Source organism: Enhygromyxa salina (assembly GCF_002994635.1).
Lineage (GTDB): Bacteria > Myxococcota_A > Polyangia > Nannocystales > Nannocystaceae > Plesiocystis > Plesiocystis salina_B.
In genome coordinates this window covers 88,351-108,609 of sequence record NZ_PVNL01000092.1, presented here as the reverse complement: position 1 = coordinate 108,609, position 20,259 = coordinate 88,351, and the positions used below count along the sequence as shown (strand labels likewise).

The 20,259-nt window shown below is 69.1% G+C and carries 15 protein-coding genes; 9 read left to right on the top strand and 6 right to left on the bottom strand.

The window, feature by feature from the left end; genetic code table 11:
* Positions 1 to 44: 44 nt before the first annotated feature.
* Positions 45 to 1,280, bottom strand: a complete 1,236-nt coding sequence (locus tag ENSA7_RS22910) for a NupC/NupG family nucleoside CNT transporter (protein WP_244923877.1) — start codon at positions 1,278 to 1,280, stop codon at positions 45 to 47.
* A 177-nt stretch (positions 1,281 to 1,457) separates the two neighbouring features.
* Here ENSA7_RS22910 and ENSA7_RS22905 point away from each other — a divergent pair, with 177 nt between their 5' ends.
* From ENSA7_RS22905 to arfB, 3 genes are all read left to right on the top strand, one after another.
* Positions 1,458 to 3,899, top strand: a complete 2,442-nt coding sequence (locus ENSA7_RS22905; protein ID WP_106091459.1) for a serine/threonine-protein kinase — start codon at positions 1,458 to 1,460, stop codon at positions 3,897 to 3,899.
* A gap of 88 nt (positions 3,900 to 3,987) precedes the next feature.
* Positions 3,988 to 6,366, top strand: a complete 2,379-nt coding sequence (locus ENSA7_RS22900) for a serine/threonine-protein kinase (protein WP_106091458.1) — start codon at positions 3,988 to 3,990, stop codon at positions 6,364 to 6,366.
* 40 nt (positions 6,367 to 6,406) lie between these two features.
* Positions 6,407 to 6,832 (top strand): alternative ribosome rescue aminoacyl-tRNA hydrolase ArfB, encoded by a 426-nt coding sequence (gene arfB, locus ENSA7_RS22895; protein ID WP_106091457.1) that lies wholly within the window; start codon positions 6,407 to 6,409, stop codon positions 6,830 to 6,832.
* Between the two features lie 75 nt (positions 6,833 to 6,907).
* Here the strand turns inward: arfB and ENSA7_RS22890 are convergent, their stop codons facing one another.
* On the bottom strand, positions 6,908 to 7,876 hold the full coding sequence (locus ENSA7_RS22890) for a M23 family metallopeptidase (RefSeq protein WP_181234015.1): 969 nt from the start codon (positions 7,874 to 7,876) through the stop codon (positions 6,908 to 6,910).
* A 567-nt stretch (positions 7,877 to 8,443) separates the two neighbouring features.
* On the opposite strand from ENSA7_RS22890, the gene ENSA7_RS22885 reads away from it, so the two are divergent.
* Positions 8,444 to 9,853: a DsbA family protein gene (locus tag ENSA7_RS22885; protein WP_106091455.1), complete on the top strand. Its 1,410-nt coding sequence runs from the start codon at positions 8,444 to 8,446 to the stop codon at positions 9,851 to 9,853.
* Positions 9,854 to 9,891: 38 nt separating this feature from the next.
* Here ENSA7_RS22885 and ENSA7_RS22880 read toward each other — a convergent pair whose 3' ends face one another.
* Positions 9,892 to 10,881, bottom strand: a complete 990-nt coding sequence (locus ENSA7_RS22880) for a carbamate kinase (RefSeq protein WP_244923876.1) — start codon at positions 10,879 to 10,881, stop codon at positions 9,892 to 9,894.
* A 10-nt stretch (positions 10,882 to 10,891) separates the two neighbouring features.
* On the bottom strand, positions 10,892 to 12,211 hold the full coding sequence (locus ENSA7_RS22875) for an arginine deiminase family protein (RefSeq protein ID WP_106091454.1): 1,320 nt from the start codon (positions 12,209 to 12,211) through the stop codon (positions 10,892 to 10,894).
* A 59-nt stretch (positions 12,212 to 12,270) separates the two neighbouring features.
* Between ENSA7_RS22875 and argF the strand changes: the two genes are divergently transcribed.
* From argF to ENSA7_RS22855, 4 genes are all read left to right on the top strand, one after another.
* Positions 12,271 to 13,209 carry an ornithine carbamoyltransferase gene (gene argF, locus ENSA7_RS22870; RefSeq protein WP_106091453.1) on the top strand — a complete coding sequence of 313 codons (939 nt, stop codon included), beginning with the start codon at positions 12,271 to 12,273 and terminating at the stop codon, positions 13,207 to 13,209.
* Entirely contained in the window at positions 13,200 to 13,835 is a 636-nt protein-coding gene (locus ENSA7_RS22865) for a hypothetical protein (protein WP_106091452.1), read from the top strand. Before argF ends, ENSA7_RS22865 begins: the two co-directional genes overlap by 10 nt.
* Positions 13,836 to 13,924: 89 nt before the next feature.
* On the top strand, positions 13,925 to 14,341 hold the full coding sequence (locus ENSA7_RS22860) for a helix-turn-helix domain-containing protein (RefSeq protein ID WP_244923875.1): 417 nt from the start codon (positions 13,925 to 13,927) through the stop codon (positions 14,339 to 14,341).
* 13 nt (positions 14,342 to 14,354) lie between these two features.
* The gene (locus ENSA7_RS22855) at positions 14,355 to 15,359 is read left to right on the top strand and encodes a glycerophosphodiester phosphodiesterase (RefSeq protein ID WP_106091450.1); all 1,005 of its coding nucleotides are present in this window, start codon (positions 14,355 to 14,357) and stop codon (positions 15,357 to 15,359) included.
* A gap of 13 nt (positions 15,360 to 15,372) precedes the next feature.
* Here the strand turns inward: ENSA7_RS22855 and ENSA7_RS22850 are convergent, their stop codons facing one another.
* Entirely contained in the window at positions 15,373 to 16,746 is a 1,374-nt protein-coding gene (locus tag ENSA7_RS22850; RefSeq protein WP_181234014.1) for a metallophosphoesterase, read from the bottom strand.
* A gap of 566 nt (positions 16,747 to 17,312) precedes the next feature.
* Between ENSA7_RS22850 and ENSA7_RS22845 the strand changes: the two genes are divergently transcribed.
* A complete protein-coding gene (locus ENSA7_RS22845; RefSeq protein ID WP_106091448.1) occupies positions 17,313 to 18,131 on the top strand; it encodes an SDR family NAD(P)-dependent oxidoreductase in 819 nt (272 codons plus the stop codon).
* 272 nt (positions 18,132 to 18,403) lie between these two features.
* On the opposite strand, the gene ENSA7_RS22840 is transcribed toward ENSA7_RS22845, so the two are convergent.
* Positions 18,404 to 20,149: a DEAD/DEAH box helicase gene (locus ENSA7_RS22840; protein ID WP_181234013.1), complete on the bottom strand. Its 1,746-nt coding sequence runs from the start codon at positions 20,147 to 20,149 to the stop codon at positions 18,404 to 18,406.
* Positions 20,150 to 20,259 lie beyond the last annotated feature (110 nt).

The following is a 20,259-nucleotide window of genomic DNA, read 5'->3' as shown; positions in this document are numbered from 1 at the left end:
CGGGGAGGACGGCGTGACACCCAGCCTCACCCGTCGACCGAGAGTCACGCCAACAGCGCGCCGGCCACACAGGCCGTCATGAAGTTGGCCAGGGTCGCAGCGATCAGCGCCCGAACCCCGAGGTTGGCGATGTCCCCCCGGCGACTGGGCGCCAGCGCCCCCAGCCCGCCGATCTGAATGCCGATGCTCGACACGTTGGCAAACCCGCAGACCGCGAAGGTTGCGATCTGATGCGAGCGCGGGCTGATCGTCCCCATGACCTCGGACAGCTGGATGAACGCGACGATCTCGTTGACGACCGTGCGGGTGCCCAGGACCCCACCCACGGTGATGCACTCGGACCAGGGCACGCCCATCAAGAACGCGACCGGGGCCATGATCCAGCCCAGCATGCGCTCGAGGGTCAGCGGCTCGCCGGCGATCTCGATCAGCCCAAACCCGGCGTTGATCAGCGAGACCAACGCGATGAAGGCGATCAACATCGCGCCCACGTTGACCGCGAGCTTGAGCCCGTCGGTGGTCCCGTTGGCCGCCGCCAGCAGCACGTTCGAGTCTTCCTCTTTGGGCAGATCGAAGTTGGCCTGGCCCAGCGTCACCGGCTTGTCGTCCTCCGGGATCATGAGCTTGGCCGTGACCACGCAGGCCGGGGCGGTCATCGCCACGGCCGCGAGCAGGAACTTCATCTCGACGTTGCCGATCATCACGTAGGCGGCCAGGATCGCCCCGGAGACCGTGGCCATGCCGCTGACCATGACCAGGAACAGCTCGCTCTTGGTCAGCCGCTCGAGGAACGGGCGGATCGTCAGGGGCGCCTCGGTCTGGCCCATGAACACCGCGGCCCCGACCGACAGCGACTCGGCGCCGCTGGTGCCCATGGTCGCAACCATCACCTTGGCGAGCACCCCGACGATCAGCTGCATGACCCCGAGGTGGTAGAGCACCGCGAACAAGGCCGCGACGAACACGATCGTCGGCAGGATCTGAAACGCGAACACGACCCCAAACCCGCTCTCGCCCCCACCCTTCGCGCCCAGCGATCCAAACAAGAATTCCGAGCCGGCGTAGGAGTGCTCGAGCACGCCGGTCACGAACCCGGCCAGCGCCTCGAGCCCGACCTTGCCGGCGGGGACCCACAGCAACAGCGCGGCGAAGGCCCACTGCAGGCCGACCCCCCACAAGACCACGCGCAGGCTGACCCGCTTGCGATCACTCGAGAGCGCGTAGGCGATCGCGAGCATGGTCAGGGCGCCGAAGATCGAGACGATGCGCGAGAGTCCCAAGGCCCGGCCATGCTACGGGATTGGCTCGGGGTGTGGTCCGACTGTTACGGGCGAGCGACAGGTTTCTGCCAGCGCAAACTACGCGAATCCGGCGTGTGTCGGCCGAGAGTCGCTGTACCAACGACCAAACGACACCCGTTTTGGCAGGCGCGCGCGCGCATCTGATAGGTTCGGTCCATGGCCCAGACCGAAGGCGACGAGGCCACCTCCGTGGTGCGCTCGGGCGTCAACATCGGCGACGTGTTCGCCGAACGCTACGAGATCCAGCAGCTGCTCGGGCGGGGTGGCATGGGCTCGGTGTTTCGCGTCCACGACCGCGAGGTCGCGGAGGTCGTGGCCCTCAAGCTGCTCGACGCCACGATCGCCAGCCCCGAGGCGATCGAGCGGTTCCGCCGGGAGGTCCGCCTGGCCCGACGTGTCACCCACCGCAACGCCGCGCGCACCTACGATCTCGGCGAGCACCAGTCGTGGCGGTTCCTGACCATGGAGTACGTCGACGGCGAGAGCCTGCGGACCTTCCTGGGTCGGCAGCGGCTCAGCTGCGGGCGGGCTGTCGAGTTTGCCCAGCAGATGGCCGAGGGCCTGGCCGCCGCCCACGAGGCTGGCGTCATCCACCGCGACCTCAAGCCCGCCAACGTGTTGGTCGAGCGAAGCGGGCGGATCGTGCTCACCGACTTTGGGATCGCGCGGGCGATGCAGGGCACCGACGCCACGCTGCAGACCGGCGGGCTGCTGGGCACGCCAGCGTACATGGCGCCCGAGCAAGTCTCGGGCGAGCGCGTCGGCGAGCGGGCGGACATCTACGCGCTCGGGCTGATCCTCCACGAGATGCTGACCGGGCGGCTGCCGTTCGCGGGCGGCTCGCCGATGGCCGTGGCGCTCGCCCGCCTCCACCAACCGCTGCCCGACTTCGCCGCCGATCCCCACATCCCGGCGCCGATCGTCTCGGTGCTGAACCGCTGCCTCGCGCGGGAGGCCAGCGAGCGCGTCCCGTCGGCGAGCGCGCTGGCCGAGCTGCTCGACCGGGTCTGCAGCGAGGTTGGCCCCGACACCGGCACCCTGGGCATGCCAGCGAGGACCAACAGCTCCCGCGACGGCAACCTCGCGCTGTCGATCGCCGTGACGTCCCCGATGCCGGGCAGCCGACCGAGCCCGACCCCATCCGCGCTCGGCACCCCGTCGCCGGGCGGACGCGCGCTCGCGGTGCTGCCGTTTCGGTTTCGCGGACCCGAGGCCGAGCGCTATGTCGCCGAGGCCCTCAGCGACGAGCTCATCGACGTGCTCTCGACCATGCGAGGGCTGCGGGTCTCGGGCAGCGGCGCCACGGCTCGGTTCGCCGACGCCGGCGATCGGGACCCCCGCTTGATCGGCGGCGAGCTCGGCGTCGACGTGGTCGTCGACGGGACCGTGCAGCTCGCGGGCAAGCGGGTCCGCATCTCGGCCCGACTCCTCGCCGTCGACAGCGGCTTTCAGCTGTGGAGCGAGCGCTACGACGGCGCGCTCGAGGACGTGTTCGAGCTGCAAGACAAGATGGGCAAGCGGATCGCCGAGGCCCTGCGACTCGAGCTCGAGGACATCGCCCACCGCGGCGACGCCCCGCTCGAGGCGATCGAATTTTACCTGCGCGCGCGCCAGCTGGCCCGGAGCTGGGACTGGAAGGGCCCGACGGGGGCGCTGGTCCAGTATGAGCAGTGCCGCCAGCTCGCCCCGGCCTTCAAGCCGGCCATGGCCGGCTACGCGATCGGCTGTCTGCGAGCGTGGTTCCTGCCCAGCTGGAAGCCCGACGAGCCCGACTGGGAGACACTGGCCCGCGAGGCCGTCGAGATCGCCGTGACCGGGGCCCCCGAGCTGGCCGAGACCCACCTCGCCGCGGGGATCCACGCGGTCCAGCACGGTCAGTACAAGTCGGCCGCCGAGTCGCTGCGCCAGGCCCTGCGGATCGCCCCGACCTACGCCGCCGCTCACGAGTACCTCGGCCGCCTGCAGATCGAGGCCGGGCGCCCGGAGCAGGGCGTCGATCACCTCGAGCTCGCGCTGCAGCTCGACCCGGGGTTAGTCCGCTCGGTGCCGGACATCGCCCGCCACCGAGCGCTGCACGGCGACCTCGACGGCTACCGCGACCAGCTCGCGCGGTTCTTCGCCGCGACCGGCCGCGACAACGATCTGCCCGTGGTCACCCTCCAGATCCGCGTCGCGGGGTGGTACGGCAACGTCGATCAGATCGTCGAGGCCCGCGCGCGCCTCGGTGACAGCATCCCCGAGACCTACTCGCTGGTGTCCTTCGCCCAGATCATGACGGCCTCGCAGCCCAGCGCCGACGACCTCCGCCAGTCGTTCGGGAAAGTGTTCGAGGTCAGCCGCAACCCTCGCTTCAACTCGCTGGTGCGCCAGCTCGGGGCCGAGGCCGCGATGTTTCACGGGCTCGAGGATCTGGCCATGGAGTACATCCAGGTCGCGGCGGGGGGCGTGCTCGTCGACTTCGACTGGCTCGAGCACTGCCCGCTGTTCGCACCGCTGCGTCGGCGACCGGAGTTCGAGGTCGTGCGGACGATCGTGCGCGGACGAGCCGAGGCCGTGTGGGCGGCACCGAGCGTGAGCACGACCCACACCAGTCGCTGAGCTGTCCGTCGGACCACGGCCGTTTTCGCGCGACTGGATTCGTGTCCCCGTCGTCCCCGCCCGGCGATCCGTCTGGTAGCGTGAGCATGTGGCCGACACCCTGGCCGACGACCAACCTACCGATCGCACCGATCATTTGCCGTCGGCGATCGTGATCGGTCAGCGCTTCGCCGGGCGCTACCTGCTCGAGGCGCTGCTGGGCCGCGGCGGCATGGGAGCGGTGTATCGCGTCCGCGATCTCGAGCTCGACGAGGTCGTCGCGCTCAAGCTGCTGGAGACCACCAGCGAGACCCCCGACGGCATCGAGCGGTTCCGTCGAGAGGTCCGGCTCGCGCGGCGGGTGACCCACCGCAACGCCGCCCGCACCTACGATCTCGGCGAGCAGGACGGTCGGCGGTTCTTGACCATGGAGTACGTCGACGGCCAGGGCCTCGACACGCTCACGCGCGGGCATCGACTCGACCTCGCGACGGTGCTCGACATCACGGCCCAGATCGCCGAGGGCCTCGCGGCCGCCCACGCCGCCCAGGTCGTGCACCGCGATCTCAAGCCCAGCAACGTGCTCGTCGAGCGCGTCAGCCTCGACACCGGTCGGGTCGGCGGTCGGGTGATCATCACGGACTTTGGCATCGCCCGCGGTCTGCATGGATCCGACGCGACCCTCAACACCGACGGCACCGTGGGCACGCCGGCCTACATGGCGCCCGAGCAGCTCGCGGGTGAGCCGGTCAGCTCGGCGACCGACGTGTACGCGCTCGGGCTCATGTTGCACGAGCTGCTGACCGGCGAGCTGCCGTTCCTGCGCACGGGGACCCAGCCGGGGGCGGCCGTCAACCTGATGCAGACCGCGCTCGCGCGGCTCCACGAGTCGCCGCCGGATCTGTCGAGCACCCACGACCTCGACCCCGGGATCGCGCATCTGCTCGCGCTCATGCTGTCGCTCGAGCCGAACGAGCGACCCAACGCCGCGCGCGTGGCCGCGGCGCTCGCCCAGATCCACGCCGATCTGCAGGCCGAGCTCGCGAGTGGGCCGGCGATCGACCGCGACAAGACCCCGGTCCTGGTTCGCCAGCTCGCGCTCGCGGTGCTGCCCTTCTTGCATCGTGGACCGGCTGACACTGCCTACGTTGGCGAGGCGCTCGGCGACGAGCTCATTGACCTGCTGGCCCAGACCAACGGCCTGCGGGTCTCGGGCGGCGGCGCCACGGCCCGCTACGCCGATCGCCGCGATCGAGACCCCCGCGAGATCGGCCGTGAGCTGGGCGTCGACGCGCTGGTCGACGGCACCGTCCAGGTCGTCGGCGAGCGGGTCCGCATCTCGGCCCGGCTGCTCGACGGCGCGACCGGTTTTCAGCGCTGGAGCGAGCGCTTCGAGGGCTCGATCGGCGACGTGTTCGAGCTGCAGGACAAGCTCGGCAAGCGGATCGCCGAGGCCCTGCGACTCGAGGTCGAGCACTCGGTCCACCGCGGCGACGCCACCCCCGAGGCCGTCGAGCACTACCTGCGGGCCCGCCAGCTCGCGCGCCTGTGGAAGTTCAAGGAGCCCGACGGCGCGATCGATCACCTGCAGCGCTGCCTGGCGCTGGCGCCCAGCTTCAAGCCTGCGCTGGCCGCCCACGCGAACGCGTGCATGCATGGGTGGTTTTTGCCCCGCGCCGAAGGCGATCCCGACTATCAGGCCATGGCCGAGCAGGCGCTCGAGGTCGCGCTCGGCTGGGCCCCGGAGCTGGCCGAGACCCACCTCGCGGTCGCGCGCTGGCACACCGCGACGGGCGACTACCGCGGCGCCGCGCACTCGCTCTCGTTCGCGCTGACGATCGCCCCCACTTACGCGCCCGCGCTCGCGTATCTCGGCCAGCTCCAGGTCGAAGGCGGGCGTCCGCAACAGGGCCTCGCGCACCTCGAGCTGGCGTTCGAGCTCGAGCCGAGCCTGGCCTTCTGCCTGCCCGCGATCGCCCGCTACCACGTGCTGCGCGGCGACGTCGAAGCCTACGACGCCACCGTCGGGCGCTACTACGCGATCGAGCCGCGCCCGACGGACGTGCCCGTCGTGCTCTTGCAGCTGCGCGCCGCCGCCTGGCTCGGCGAGCCCAGCCGGCTCGAGCGCCCGGCCGCGGCGCTGGCCGAGCTGATCTCGCCGAGCTCGCCGATCTACGAGTTCGCCGCGATCCTGTGGCTCGACGAGCTCGGCGAGGACGAGATCGTCGCGCGGGTCGAGCGAGCCCTGCCCCTGGTGCCCAACCCGCGGTTTCGCACGGCGATCCTGCAGATCGCCTGCGAGGCCTCGCTGCGGCGAGCGCACGCCCAGCTGGGCCTGCGCTGGCTGGAGCTCGCGGGTGACGGGCCGCTCGCCGACGTCGACTGGCTCGAGCACTGCGTGATGCTCGAGCCCCTGCGATCCAAGCTGCTGTACCGCCAGATCAAGACCACCGCCCGCGCGCGCGCCGACGCGATCTGGTGGCGCTGACGCGCTGGCGCTGATCACCAACGCCGCTACACTGCGCGCCATGGAAGACTTGACTGTCACCCGGAACGTGACGATCCCCGCCCGCGAGCTGTCGTGGACCGCCGTCGCAAGCGGCGGCCCCGGCGGGCAGAACGTCAACAAGGTCGCCACCAAGGTGCTGCTCCGCTGGGGACTGGCGAGCTCGTCGGTGCTGCCGGAGTGGGCCCGCGAGCGGCTCACGAGCCTGGCCGGGAGAAGGCTCGACAGCGACGGGAACCTGTTGATCTCGGCCTCGAGCGCGCGCAGTCAAGATCGCAACCTCGAGCTCGCGCGCGAGCGCTTGGCCGGGTTGGTCCGCACTGCTCTCGATCGGCCGAAGGCGCGTCGGCCCACGCGGCCGAGCAAGGCGGCGAAGCGGCGGCGATTGGATGACAAGCGGCGGGTGAGTCAGAAGAAGGCGGGGCGGCGGGTTGGGGGGGATGACTAGTGCTCGCGGGCGCTCTAGAGGGTGTCGTGCGCGGGGAGTGTCGTGATGTTGGGGGGCGCGCACGACCCGTGAACGTTAGAGCCTGGTCACGCTGCGAACCGTGCTCCACAGGCCGCCCTGGCCCGAGTTGCCCGCGCGGACCCGCCAGTAGTATGTGCCTGCGTTCAGCGCCACCGACCGTGAGCTGGTCGAGGCGGCGGTGTTGTAGACGCAGCCGTTGGTGCAGGTCTCAGAGGTGAACGCGTTGGTCTGGCTGATCTGCAGTCGATAGGTGTTTGCGCCCTGGATCGCGCTCCACGAGAACGAGACCGGGTTGATGTTGACCGCCGCGTTGGCGCTGGGACTGAGCAGCGAGACCGCCGGAAACGCACTGTAGCCGTAGGTCAGGGGATCGCGGGTGGTGTTGGTGTTGTTGTTCGCCGGGGCCGCCATGCTGGTGTTTTGTCCCGTGCGGATCTCGATATGGAGGTGAGCTCCGGTCGCGGTGCAGCCACCACCGACGACCTTGCTAGCCTTGCCAAGCGAGGCACCGATCGAGACCGAGGCACCGACCGCCGGGGCGGTCAGGTTGCTCATATGTGCCAAGATGATGGTGTTGGTGCCGTCGAAGATCGCAACCTTTCCGCAGGCAGTGGTGTTCGCAATGACCGTCCCGTTGACCGGCGACCTGACCGTGGTCACGCCGTCCCCAGTGCCGCCGAAGTCGATCCCTGCGTGGACGCCATTGGGGGCATAGGGGTTGGTCACGGTGTAGTTACCACCAAGCAGCAGCTGGCTGAGCTCGGACTGAGTCAGCGACGCCAGCGGCGGTTGGACCAGCGCAGATCCGGACAGATCATCGTTGCCCAACACGAGGTCGACGCCGTCTTCGTCGTTACCCAGGTCGGGCGGCGCGTCGCCTTCCTCATCAGAGTCGTCGAGATCCGACGCATCGCCGAAGCTGTCAATCGCAGCGTCGTCTGCGTCGTCGCAGGCCGAGAGTAACAATGCACATGTCCCGATCGACAGGATCGACCGATACGCGGAGGTCCGGAGCGAGAGCATGAGTGGAAATTTGGGAGCGCATGAGTTGGAGAGCATGTGGTGTGGTTCATCCGCGGCGCCCATGGTCTGGCGCCGACGCAGTTGAGAGCCGCGGTGCCCTGCGAAGGGTGCAACCCTTGGCAAACTATTTGAATCGACGCTCGCTGCCCCAGCGCCAGCCAACCAGCCTGGGCAGATGGAAGGTCGCCGCAGCCGCGGTCCAACTGATCCGCGGCAAACCGAGCTCAGCTCGAGACCCACGCCAACCCGAGTTCCCGGCCACAGAGCTCCCACTCGATCCCAAGATCGTAGCCGCCCTTCGAACACGAAGCGCGCACAGAAGACCCGTGAGGGTCCGCCCGGGCACAGTAAGAGGGCGTTGCGAGTACTCCACCGAAGCCACCAGCCCGACATTGACTCCACCAATCCATACCAACGACCAAGTTTCGCCTTGAGCCCTCCGTGCCCGGGGGGACCCTCACGGGTCGTGCGCGCCCCCCAAAAATCACAACACCCGCCGCGTACGACTCCCCAACCCCGGATCGGACTGAGAGTTTCGAGCACAACCGATCGCGTATAGTACCCCCCATGCGCCCGACCGCCGCTCGGACCCAAGCCGCCCTGGGCCTCCTGACCCTGCTGTGCGCATGGCTGCTCGCGTGCCGCCAGCCCAGCGCCGAGATCACCCCTCCCGAACCCCGCACCGCCGAGCCAAGCGGCTTCGAGCCAGGCCCCGCCGTCATCGTAGAGGCCCCACCGATCGCCCCGACCGGCCCGATCCTCGACTGGCAACTCGTCGACCCCAGCCTCGCGCACCTGGTCGAGGGTGAGCGCTATCGGGTCGACTACGACGCCGAGCACCCGTGGTCGGGCGCGAGCTCGCCGTTGGTCACGATCGTCATGTTCTATGACTATCAGTGCCCCTATTCCCAGCGGCTCAACGGCGTGATGCTCGAGCTGCTGCAGCGCTACCCCCAGCAGCTGCGCGTGGTCTGGCGCCAGTTCCCGCTCGACATGCACAGGGACGCCAAGTTCGCGTCGACGGTCGCGCTCGCGGCCCACCAGCAAGGTCAGTTCGCGCTCATGCACGAGTGGCTGTTCGCCAACAGCCGCTCGCTGTCGCCCGCGTCGGTCGAGCAACAGGCCGCGGCCTCGGGGGTCGACGTCCAGCTGCTGCTCAGCCAGGTCGAGGGCAACTGGTACACCGGCCGGGTCGAGGCCGACATCGCGTTCGGCCAGTCCTTCGCGGTCCGCTCGACGCCCAGCTTCTTCGTCAACGGCCGCCCGTTTCGTGGGGCCCAGTCGCGCGAGGACATCGACGCGATCATCCGCGAGGAGCTGCTCGTCGCCGAGCGACTGCTGAGCGCGGGCGCGACCCCCAACGACGTCTGGGCGCGGATCCTCGCCGCCAGCGCGAGCGAGCGAACCGACGATCGCCACAACACGCCTACACCCACGCCCACGCCAGCCCCGGCCAAGCGGTTTGCAACCAAGCTCAGCGGCCTGCCCGAGCGCGGCGCCAGCAAGCCCAAGGTTCAGATCCTCATGTGCGGCGACTTCGACTGCCCGTTCTGTCAGCGCAGCACGGCCACGCTCGAGCAGCTGCTCAAGGACCACCCGGGCGACCTCGCGGTGTACTTTCGCCACCACCCGCTGGCGTTTCACACCAACGCCCGCGCAGCGCACCGAGCGTCGGTCGCGGCCGAGAACCAGGGCCAGTTCTGGCCCTTGTTCGACGCGCTCTACGCCAACCAACGCCAGCGCAGCGAGGCCGAGATCGAGGACATGGCCAAGCAGCTCGGGCTCGACATGAAGCGGTTTCGTCGCGACATCGCGGATCCCAAGACGGACAAGCGGATCGACGAGCAAGCGCAATTTTGCGAGCAAGACCTCGACGCCAAGGGCACGCCCACGTTCTTCATCAATGGCTGGGTGCTCACGGGTGCCCAGCCGATCGCGGCGTTCGAGCAGCTCATCCAGCAAGAGCTGACGCCCTGACCGGGTCAGAAGCAGGTCAGAAGCAGGTCAGAATCGGGTCAGATCCGGCCGACGAAGTGGGTGCCCGCCCGACCGTCGAGCGCGTCGACGAGGCTGTGCGCGTCGGTGATCAACCCGCGTCGGCCCCCGCGCTGCAAGAACCCATAGATCGCCTCGACCTTGGGCCCCATCGACCCCGCGGGAAAGTGGCCCTCGTCGATGTAGCGACGGCACTCGGCCATGGTCACCGCTCCCAGCCGGGTCTCGTGGTCCGTTCCCCAATTGATGTACACGCCGTCGACGGCGGTGAGGATCACCAGCAGGTCCGCGCGCACGTCGGTTGCGAGCACGCTCGAGGTCAGGTCCTTGTCGATCACGGCCTCGATCCCGACGTAGTCATTTGACGCCGCGTCCTTGGTGACCGGGATCCCCCCGCCGCCGGCCGCGATCACGATGTGGCCCCGGTACGCCGCCTCGCGGATCATGTGGCGCTGGATCACCTTCTTGGGCCGCGGCGACGCGACCACGCGTCGCCAGCCTCGCTTGCCGTCGAGCTTGACCGCCCAGCCGTCCTCGGCCTCGCGCTGCTTGGCGACGGCCTCCGTCATCGACGGACCGACCGGCTTGGTCGGGTTCGAGAACGCGGGGTCGTGCTGGTCGACCAACACCTGCGTGATCACGGTGACCACATAGCGCCGGACGTCGCGCTGGCGCAGCTCGTTGAGCATGGCTCGCTGCAGCAGATAACCCAGGCTGCCCTCGGTCTCGGCGACCAGCACGTCGAGCGGGCGCGTGGGGATGTGGTCGCGGGTCCGCTCGACCTGATCGAGCAGATCGCCGACCTGCGGCCCGTTGCCGTGGGTCAGCACCACGTTGTAGCCGGCCTCGACGAACACCATCAGCGCGCTGCAGATCGCCCGCGCGTTCTGGGTGGCCTGCTCGTGGGTACCCCGCTCGCCCGGCAGCATGAACGCGTGACCGCCCATCGCGACCACGACCGTTGGAGTTGGGGAGGCAGGGACCGCTCGCGAAGCCTGATTGTCGTCCACCGGGCCAATGCTAGCAGGATCGGACCTCGCGGCGCAGCGGCATGGTCAAGCAGCGTCCCCCACCCCGCCCGCGGGACAGCTCGCTGCCCGAGAATCCAAACACCGTGCGCTCGGCGGCCATGCCCGCGTGAACTAGCTCGGCCCGGTGCTCGGGCTCCTGCACGACGCTGACCCGCGCGTGCTCGAACCCGAGCTCTGCGAGCGCCTCGATCGTGCGGACGTTGCGGCTGTACAAGATGATCTTGCCGGGCGCGAGACAGATCGCGTTGGCGCCGTCGGTCCACTGCTCGCGCTCTTGATGGAGCGGATCTTCGCCGCCGCAGGGCACCAGCTTGGTGTCGGCGCCAAACGACTCGCGCAGCACGTCGAGCACGCTCTGCTGCTCGCGCAGCTGCGGCGTGCGGCCGGGTGCCAGACACACGACCCCGGCCCCGCCAGCAGCCAGCGAGCGACGCAGCAGCGGCGCGTGACCCAGGAACAGCCCGACGTCGACCTGCGTGAGCACGGTGTCGAGGTGCATCATCGAGCGCTGCTGCGGGAGCATGACCACGTACACGCGCTCGAGCTTGGGGAAGCTCGGGAACAGCACGTCGCGGGCCAGGAACTCGATGGTCTGGGGCTGGCTGCGCTCCGAGCAGCCGATCATGATGACCTCCGGCGAGAGCACCAGCACGTCGCCGCCCTCGAGCCCGCTGTGTGACTCGGGCATCGTGTGGGTGTCGGCGAACGACAGCTCGCCCGCGATGCCGTGCTCGGACCACTCGAGCGCGAACGCGGCCAGCAGCGCCTCGCGGGCCCGGGCCGCGGTCGCCATCCGCGAGACGACCAGCCGATCATAGATCGCAATGCAGGGGTCGCGCATGAACATCAGGTTGGGCAGAGGGCTGAGCGCCATGTCGCGCGAGTCGAAGATCCCCGCGCGGATCCGGGCCAAGCTGGGCGGGACCTCGGGCACGTCGGCCCAGTGGATCCCGCACACCAGGCCGCGGGCCAGCGCGTCGCTCGGCCAGCGCGCCAGCTTGGGGCTGAGCTCGCCGACCCCGGCCAGATCGCAGATCCGATGGACGAGCTGCTCGAGCGCGGCGATCGGCGCCCGGGTCAGCGCGTCGGCCAGCAAGGTCGTGATCTCCACGACCTCGGCCCCGGCATCGCTGAGGATCTGCGTCATCAGCTGGTGCTCGCGGGCGGTCTCGGCCGGTGACAACAGGTCATCGAACAGCAGGCGCTCGAGGTCCCAGTGGGTCATCCGCACGATCTCGTCGCCGGGCTGGTGAACGACGACCTTGCGCAGCGGGCTGATCTCGTCGCTGAGTTGAACCGGTGTGCGCATCGATTCACGTTGCGTTGGTGGCGACCGCGCTGTCAAGCCCAGGTTAGAATCCACCGCCCATGACTCGTCACCTCCGAAGCCTCCTCGATCTCAGCCCCGCAGACACCATGCGCGTCGTCGATCTCGCCGTCGAGATCAAGGCCGACCCCAGCAGCTGCGCGACCGCGCTGTCCGGCAAATCGATCGCCATGATCTTCGCCAAGCAGTCGACCCGCACCCGCATTTCGTTCGAGGTCGGCATCTCGCAGCTCGGCGCGCAGTCGCTCGCGCTCAGCACCAGCGGCGGCTCGGGCATGCAGATGGGCCGCGGCGAGACCATCCACGACACCGCCAAGGTGCTCTCGCGCTACGTCCACGCCATCGTGATCCGCACCTTCGGCCAGGACCACGTCGACGGCCTGGCCGAGCACGGCTCGATCCCGATCATCAATGCGCTGACGGACATGTATCACCCGTGTCAGGCGCTCGCGGACCTGCAGACGATCCGCGAGCACCACGGCACCACCAAGGGCAAGCGCCTGGTCTGGGTCGGCGCGGGCAACAACGTCGCGCACTCGCTGATGCTGGCTGGCCCGCGCGCGGGCATGGACGTGGTCTGCTGCTGTCCGCGGTCGCTGCCGCCCAACGCGTTCGTGCTCGACCAGGCCCGCGCCGACGCGGCCGCGGCCGGGACCAAGATCGAGCTCTCGCACGACCCCCATGCCGCGGTCGTCGGCGCCGACGTGATCTACTCGGACACCTGGGTGAGCATGGGCGAAGAGGACGAGGCCGCCCGCCTGCTGCAGCTGCTCGCCGACTTCGAGGTCGACGAGGCGCTCATGACCCGGGCCGGCAAGCAGGCGATCTTCATGCACTGTCTGCCCGCGCACCGCGGCGAGGAGGTCACCGACGAGGTCATGGATGGGCCGCAGTCGGTCGTGTTCGACCAGGCCGAGAACCGCCTGCACGCCCAAAAGGCGCTCTTGATGCTGCTGCTCGGGGCCCGCCCTTGGAGCTGAGCGCGCCCGCGCTGGCCAGGCTCGCCGTGCTGGTCATGGTGGTCATGCCGGGCAACCTGGTCATGGCCGGCTGTGAGCGCCAGCCAGCGCCGGTCGAGTCCGCGCCCGCGCCCGCGCCCGCCAAGGCGTTCGAGCCGCTGCAGCCAGCGCCCGGCCGGCTGGTCGCCGCGCAGGGCCGCGCCTCGGTCGCGATCCCCGAGCAGCCGGGCTGGGAGTGCCTCGAGGAGCAACACGGCGAGGACCAGGCGTCCGCCGTCGCGCTTCGCTGCCGCCGCGAGGATCCGCGCGAGTTCCTGTTTCTCTCGGCCAAGACCAGCCGCCAGCCGCCCCAGCAGCGGACCGACGCGCAGACCGTGTTGATGTCGCTGTACCGGGCCGAGAACGAGGCGTTCTTCGCTCGCGTCGAGTACCTGAGCGACCACGCCGCGACCGTGGCCGGCGCCCCGGGTTGGGAGGCGGAGCTCGTCGCCGAGCACGACCGCCTGGGTTCGATCCGCAAGCGCGAGCGGCTGGCGGTGATCGGCGATCGGCTGGTCGCGATCTCGGCCGAGGGCGCCCCCGAGCTGTGGGCCGCCCACGAGGCCGAGATCGAGCGCTGGTTCGCCACCGTCGAGTTCGCCCGCTGAGCCAGCGGCCACCGTAACGGTTCGTCACGCGACGCCGCGGTGGCGCTCGCGTCCCTTACGGTCAGGCGCGCCCGCTCCAACGTGGGATCGTGAACGCAGCCACGCCAGCACCCCGCAAGCCCGAAGTCCACATCCACGTCGTCACCGACGACGACGCGAGCCGCATCAGCGCCGTGCTCGAGGCGCTTGGGTTCGAGGTGATCCGCCAGCTCGACGAAGGCCACGGCAGCGCGCGGCTCGAGTGGGCCGTGGATCGGCTCACGCACCGCCACCACCTCACCAGCCGCGAGTCCGAGGTGCTCGCGGGCGTGCTCGATGGGCTCGACAATCGGCTCTTGGCCCAGCGCCTCGACATCACGCGGGCGACGGTGAAGTGGCACGTGCACAACGTGTTCGCGAAAGTCGGGGTCGGCAGCCGCGAGGCGCTGCTTCGGACCGCGCTGCAGCTCGGCCGGCTCGACGAGCACTGGGCTGGGCCGCACGAGGTCACGCTCGAGATCGAGTGAGGCCACACGCGGCGTGACCTCGACCGAGCGCAGCGGCTACCATCGCGCGGGGATGCACGTCGGCGACTCGATCTCCCCATCCACCATGAGCGCGCTTGGTCACTCGATGTCGAACTTTCAGCTGATCCTCGCGGTCTCCCTCGCCGTCGCGGTCGCCGTCCCTGTCACCGTCGCAGGGTGTCGGGCCGGTCCCGGGCACGAGCCGACGGCCGCCGCCACACCACCGGCCTCGCCGCCAGCCTCGCCGCCACCTGCCGCTGCCGCGCGACCGCTCGACGTCCAGGGTCACCGAGGCGACCGCGGCAACGTCCCGCCCGGCAACACGATGCCCTCGTACCGCTCCGCGCTGGCCCTGGGGGTCGACACGATCGAGGCCGACATGCAGATCACCGTCGACAACCAGGTGGTCATGGGCCACGACGACGACCTGCGCGAGACCGGCTGCGCGTGGACGGGTCAGCCGGTCATTCATACGTCGTTGATCTCGCAGCTGCGCGCGAGCGAGGTCGCGCAGTGGGACTGTCACCCCGAGCTCGAGGGGATCCAGGCCCCGCCCCCGCTCGAGCTGTTGCTCGCGCTCGATCCCACGGTCCAGCTCAACCTCGAGCTCAAGCGCCCGACGCCAGCTGACGCCGACGTCTACGTCACCGCGATCATGGCGTACCAACGCGAGTGCGGGGGCTGCCTCGCCGGGCGGCTGACCTTGCAGAGCTTCGAGTGGTCGGCCCTGCGTCACGCCCGGGAACACTACGACGATCAGCTCGAGTTCCGCGCGGCGATCCTCGACAAGCAGGGCGACCTCGCGGCGATCACCGCGGCTCGGGACTACGCCCAGATCTGGTCGCCGACCCACGAGCTGCTCAGCGCCGAGCTGCTCGCCAAGGTGCACGCGCTGGGCATGCTCGCGATCCCGTGGACCGTGAACGAGCCCGAGCGCATGCAGACGCTGATCGACCTGGGCGTCGACGGCATCATCACCGACTTCCCTGACGTGCTGCTCGAGTTGCTTGGGCGCTGACGCTGGACGCTGCTCAACGAGCCGCGCGACGCCGCCCCCGACCCACGCCCCGACCCAGACACAGCAGGGCCAGCAGACCCAGCGCGCCCGGCAGCGGGCGGCTCGGCGTGGTCCGGCAGCTGCAGCCGGCGTCCTCGTCTCCAAACGGAAAGCCGCCCCAATCTCCCGTGGAGCTCTCGCCGCTGCCCCCGGTCCCGTCGTCCCCAGCCTCCTGACCACCCTCCTGACCACCCTCCTGGCCCGCGCTGGTGGTCCCGCCACCCTCGCCGCTGGTGGTCGTGCCGCCGTCGCCACCGCCGGTCGTGCCGCCGTCACTCGTGCCAGCGCTCTCGCCACCGCCGTCCCCATCTCCGCTGCCGCTGTCACCGCCGTCCCCATCCCCGTCACCACCACCGCTGCCGCCCTCGCGGATGATGTCGTACTCGTCGACGATCTCGCCCGCGATCGTCTTGAAGTACCCGTGGGCCTTGTAGGGATCCCCGTCGACGTTGAAGTCGATGAACAACACGCCGCCAGACTCGGGGGTGAAGTCGCCCATGTTCTCCTCGTTCTTCACGTACACGTTGGAGGTGTAGATCGACGCCCACCAGGTGTCGTCGTCGTGCTTGCCCTCGTCGAAGTCACGAAGTCCCCGACCGCCGACACCGGTGACGGTGACGAAGGTGCTGCCCTGGCCGACCAGCATGAGCCCTGGGTCATCCGTCGCGCCGTGGGCCGCTTCCTCGTTGCCGACCTCGGTCAGGGTCAGGGTCCGCGCGTAGCTGTGCTCGTGACCGGTGATGATGATCCCGGCCTCGTCCTGACAGGCCTGGTACACGCCCCAGCCGGTGTCGTTGGACTTGGAGCCGGTCTGCATGTCGGTCATGTTCCTGTGCCACACGCAGACCGACCAGATCGCGTCGTTGGCGGCGAGCTGCTCGCGAAGGTAATCCGCGCTCTCGCCTTTGTCGTCCTTGACCCCAACCCCGGACATGGCCATGAATAGGCCTTTGTAGGTGCACGCGCTGTTGCGGCCGGGCTCGCCTTCGCAGGTTGCCCCATCGTCGATCGCGTTCTGCATGCGCTCGATCAGCTTGGCCTGATAGCCACTATTGCCCGACCACTTGGAACTATCGTGATTACCGATGACCGCGAAGATCGGGTAGTCCGCGCCGAGCCGGTCGACGTTGTTGTTGTCCCAGGTCGAGGGGCTGTCGTCATAGTCGAAGTCCCCGGCGATCACCAGGAAGTCCGCCCCCTCCTCCTTGACGAGATCGAGCACCTCGAGCGTGTCGCTGCTGTCTCCCTGGTCGCCAATGAACGCGACCCGCAGGCCCTCTGGGGTCGCCGTAGGGCCGTCAGCGGGGCCAGACCCGACGGCGGAGACTGCGGGAGACGCACGCGTCAAGTCGTCGACATCATCATCACACGAGATGAGACCAACGAGAACGAATGGGAGCACGAGACTGGAACTGCGTGGATTGCGTGACATATCTGAATGTGAACATTGGACCTCGGTGTCACATTGTCATATTGCGCAGATCGCAAGTATCCGCCAAGCGAACCGCACCCAGCACGTGATACACATGCCGCGGTTCCCTCATTCAGGTCTGCCATGCACAAATGATTAAATCAATGACCGATTCGAGCATTGTCCCATCATTAACCATGGTCACTTCATCGACAGTTCAACGTTCGCGATCGCCCCGAAAGCCAACACATTGACTCTGTGTGCCAGCATTGGCGACACCAGCTGTCCCACATCGATCTTTAGATCGCAAAGCGACGAATCAACATACTTCATGGCTGGTCACGCGACGCTGACCCGCTCCCCTCGGCCACGAGCGCGTCAAACCCGTGGCCGAGCCCACGGCGTGGCCGTTGGACCAGCACACCTGCTCAAATGGGTGGAATCACGGGAAATCGCGGTCCTGTCGCTTCTCTCGCGCCCTCGTCTGCGGCATACATGGGCCCATGCGCTTTCGCTCCCGCACGATCATCATCACCGGAGCCTCGCTCGGCGTCGGCCGAGCTACGGCCAAGTATTTTCACCGCGAGGGCGCCAATGTGGTCATGGTCGCGCGCCGTCCCGAGCCGCTCGAGCAGGCCGCCGCGGAACTCGGTGACAGCGATCGCGTGCTGACCGTGGCCGCCGACGTGGCCGATAATGACGCGCTGGTCGCCCTAATCCGCGCCACCGTCGAGCGCTTTGGTGGCATCCAGGGCCTCGTCAACAACGCGGGCGCCCACTTTCGCGGGCCGGTCGCCACGCGCGAAGCCAGCGAGCTCTCGCTGATGGTCGACGTCAACCTGCGGGCCCCGATCGCGCTCTCGGCCATGGTCCTGCCCCACCTGCAGGCCAAGGGCGGGTTCATCGTCAACGTGGCCAGCCTCGCCGGCAAGGTCCCCCTCGACGGCGCGGCCACCTACTCGGCCACCAAGTTCGGCCTGCGGGCGTTCAGCTACGCGATGGCCGAGGAGCTGCGCGGCACCAACGTCAGCGTGTCGGTCGTCAGCCCCGGGCCGATCGACACCGGGTTCATCATGGACGAGCTCGACGAGGTCGATGACATCGTGCTCTCGCAGGAGATCTGCAGCGCCGACGACGTGGCCGAGATGATCGTCGCGTGCGCGAGCGATCACCGGGTCGAGCGCGAGTTTCCGGTCTCGGGCGGCAAGCTCGCGACCTTGGCGTATCTGGTGCCTGGCTTGCGGCGCATGCTCAAGCCCAGGCTGAAGGCCAAGGGCGCGGCGCAGAAGGCCCGGCTGCGCCGAGATCGCAGCGGCGGCTGAGCGGCTCGTATATGACCCCCACAGGCGGCTTCACACTTCGCGGTCACTCGCTTCGCTCGCTCCCATCGGGCTGGCTGTTTGCGACCGCATGTGTGGCCCCCTGGGAGGGGGCTGTATATGACCCCCACAGGCGGCTTCGCACTGCGCGGTCACTCGCTTCGCTCGCTCCCTTCGGGCTGGCTGTTTGCTACCGCATGTGTGGCCCCCTGGGAGGGGGCTTTGAACACATTTTCGCGTGTCCATGGGCCGCACGACGGGCGGAAAAAATTTAGCTAGCTGTTGCGGGGGCCCTTGTTCCGCGGGTTGTTCCGCGGGTTGTTGCTACGCGGGCGAAACGCGGGGCGCTTGCCATCGCCGCTGCCTCGCTCGAGCCGAGCCCCGTCGCCGCCGCTGTCCCCCATTGCCTCGATGTGGAGGTTGGGATCACGTGAGTCCGGCACGCGGGCGCGCGACTCGAACTGGGTGGCGACGCTCTGCGCGACCTCGAAGGTGCTGCTGCGAACTTCGATCCGGAGCGCGCCGATCGCCTGGCTGGAGATGTCCCCGCGTCGGCAGATATGCGCGAGCAGCCGGGCCGGGGTCGCGCCAGCGCGGTGGCCCCAGTTGATCGAGTAGCGCTGGTAGGGCCCGTCGTAGGCCGCGCGGGGACCCGAGCGCGGGCCGGCACCCGACCCGCCGCGCGAGCGGGGACCGGCGTCCGAGCGGGCGTCGGAGCCCGAGCGAGGGCCCCGCGGCTCGACGACACCGACCTCCATCGGCTCGCGCGGGAGCGGCGGGTCGGCGATCTCGAGCAGGCGCGAGACCAGGAGCTCCGGGGAGAAGCGCGCGAGCAGGGTCTGGGCGTACTCGAGCTGCTCTTCGCTGGGTGACTCGTCGGCGGCGAGCTGGTCGTGTAGCTGCTTGCGGAGCTTCTTGCGCAAGGTCTTGCGGACCTTGGCCGGGGTCATGGGCGCGACCCAGCTGCCCTCGATCTTGGCCAGCGACCACAGCCGCCGGATCCGACCCTCGGCCTGCGGGGCCACCAGCAGCAGGCTCCTGCCCTGCTGCCCGGCCCGCCCGGTGCGACCGCTGCGGTGGGTGTACGCCGATGGATCTTCGGGCAGGTCGTAGTGCACGACCATCGAGATGTCCGCGACGTCGATCCCCCGCGAGGCGACGTCGGTCGCGACGAGGGTCTTGACCAGGCCGTTGCGGAACGCGTTGAGGGTGCGGGTGCGCTGAGCCTGGGGCAGGTCACCGCTGAGCGGCAGCGCCGAGAACCCGTCGGCCGCGAGGTTCTCCGCCAGCTCGGCCGCGTCGGCGCGACGGCGAACGAACACCAGGCAGCGCTCGTCTTGGGTCAAGATCAGCTCGTTGATCAGGGCCGCGTAGCGATCGTGGGGGCGGACCCGAAACGCGACGTGCTGAATGTCTTCGTTGGCCGCGCCGAGCTTGGTGCCCTGAATGTGCAGGTACTCGCCCTGAAAATTGTCGGCGAAGGTGCGGACCTGGCGAGGGAAGGTGGCCGAGACCAGGTGGCTGAGGCGCTCGGCGGGGAGCTGCTCGATGATCGACTCGAGCTCGTCGCGAAAGCCCATGTCGAACATCTGATCAGCCTCGTCGAGCACCACGTGCTTGACGGCGCTGCAGTCGAGCGCCCCGCTGCGCAGGTGATCGAGCATCCGGCCGGGCGTGCCGACGACCAGTCGTGGGCGCCGCTCGAGCGCTCGCCGCTCGCGGCCGATGTCGGTGCCGCCCGTGACGACCGTGACATGCATGCCGCTGAGGTTGGCGTAGAGCCACGAGAGCTCGTCACGGACCTGGTTGGCGAGCTCGCGGGTCGGCGTGATCAAGATCGCGCTGGGGCTGTTGCCCGGCGCGCGCTCGGTGTCGGCCAGCTCGCTGTGCAGGGCGATCCCGATCGCCACGGTCTTGCCCGATCCGGTCTGAGACGAGATCCGCAGGTTCTTGCCGACCGCCTCTTGATCCACGACCGCTCGCTGGACGGCGGTCAGGGTCGTGAAGCCCTTGAGCTCCATCGCAGCGCGGAGTGCAGGCGGTACACCCGTGAATGACTCATCCTCAATCATGACGAATGGGCGTCTACTAGCTGCGTTCGCGGACGAACGCAAATGGACCGGGCGCGCAT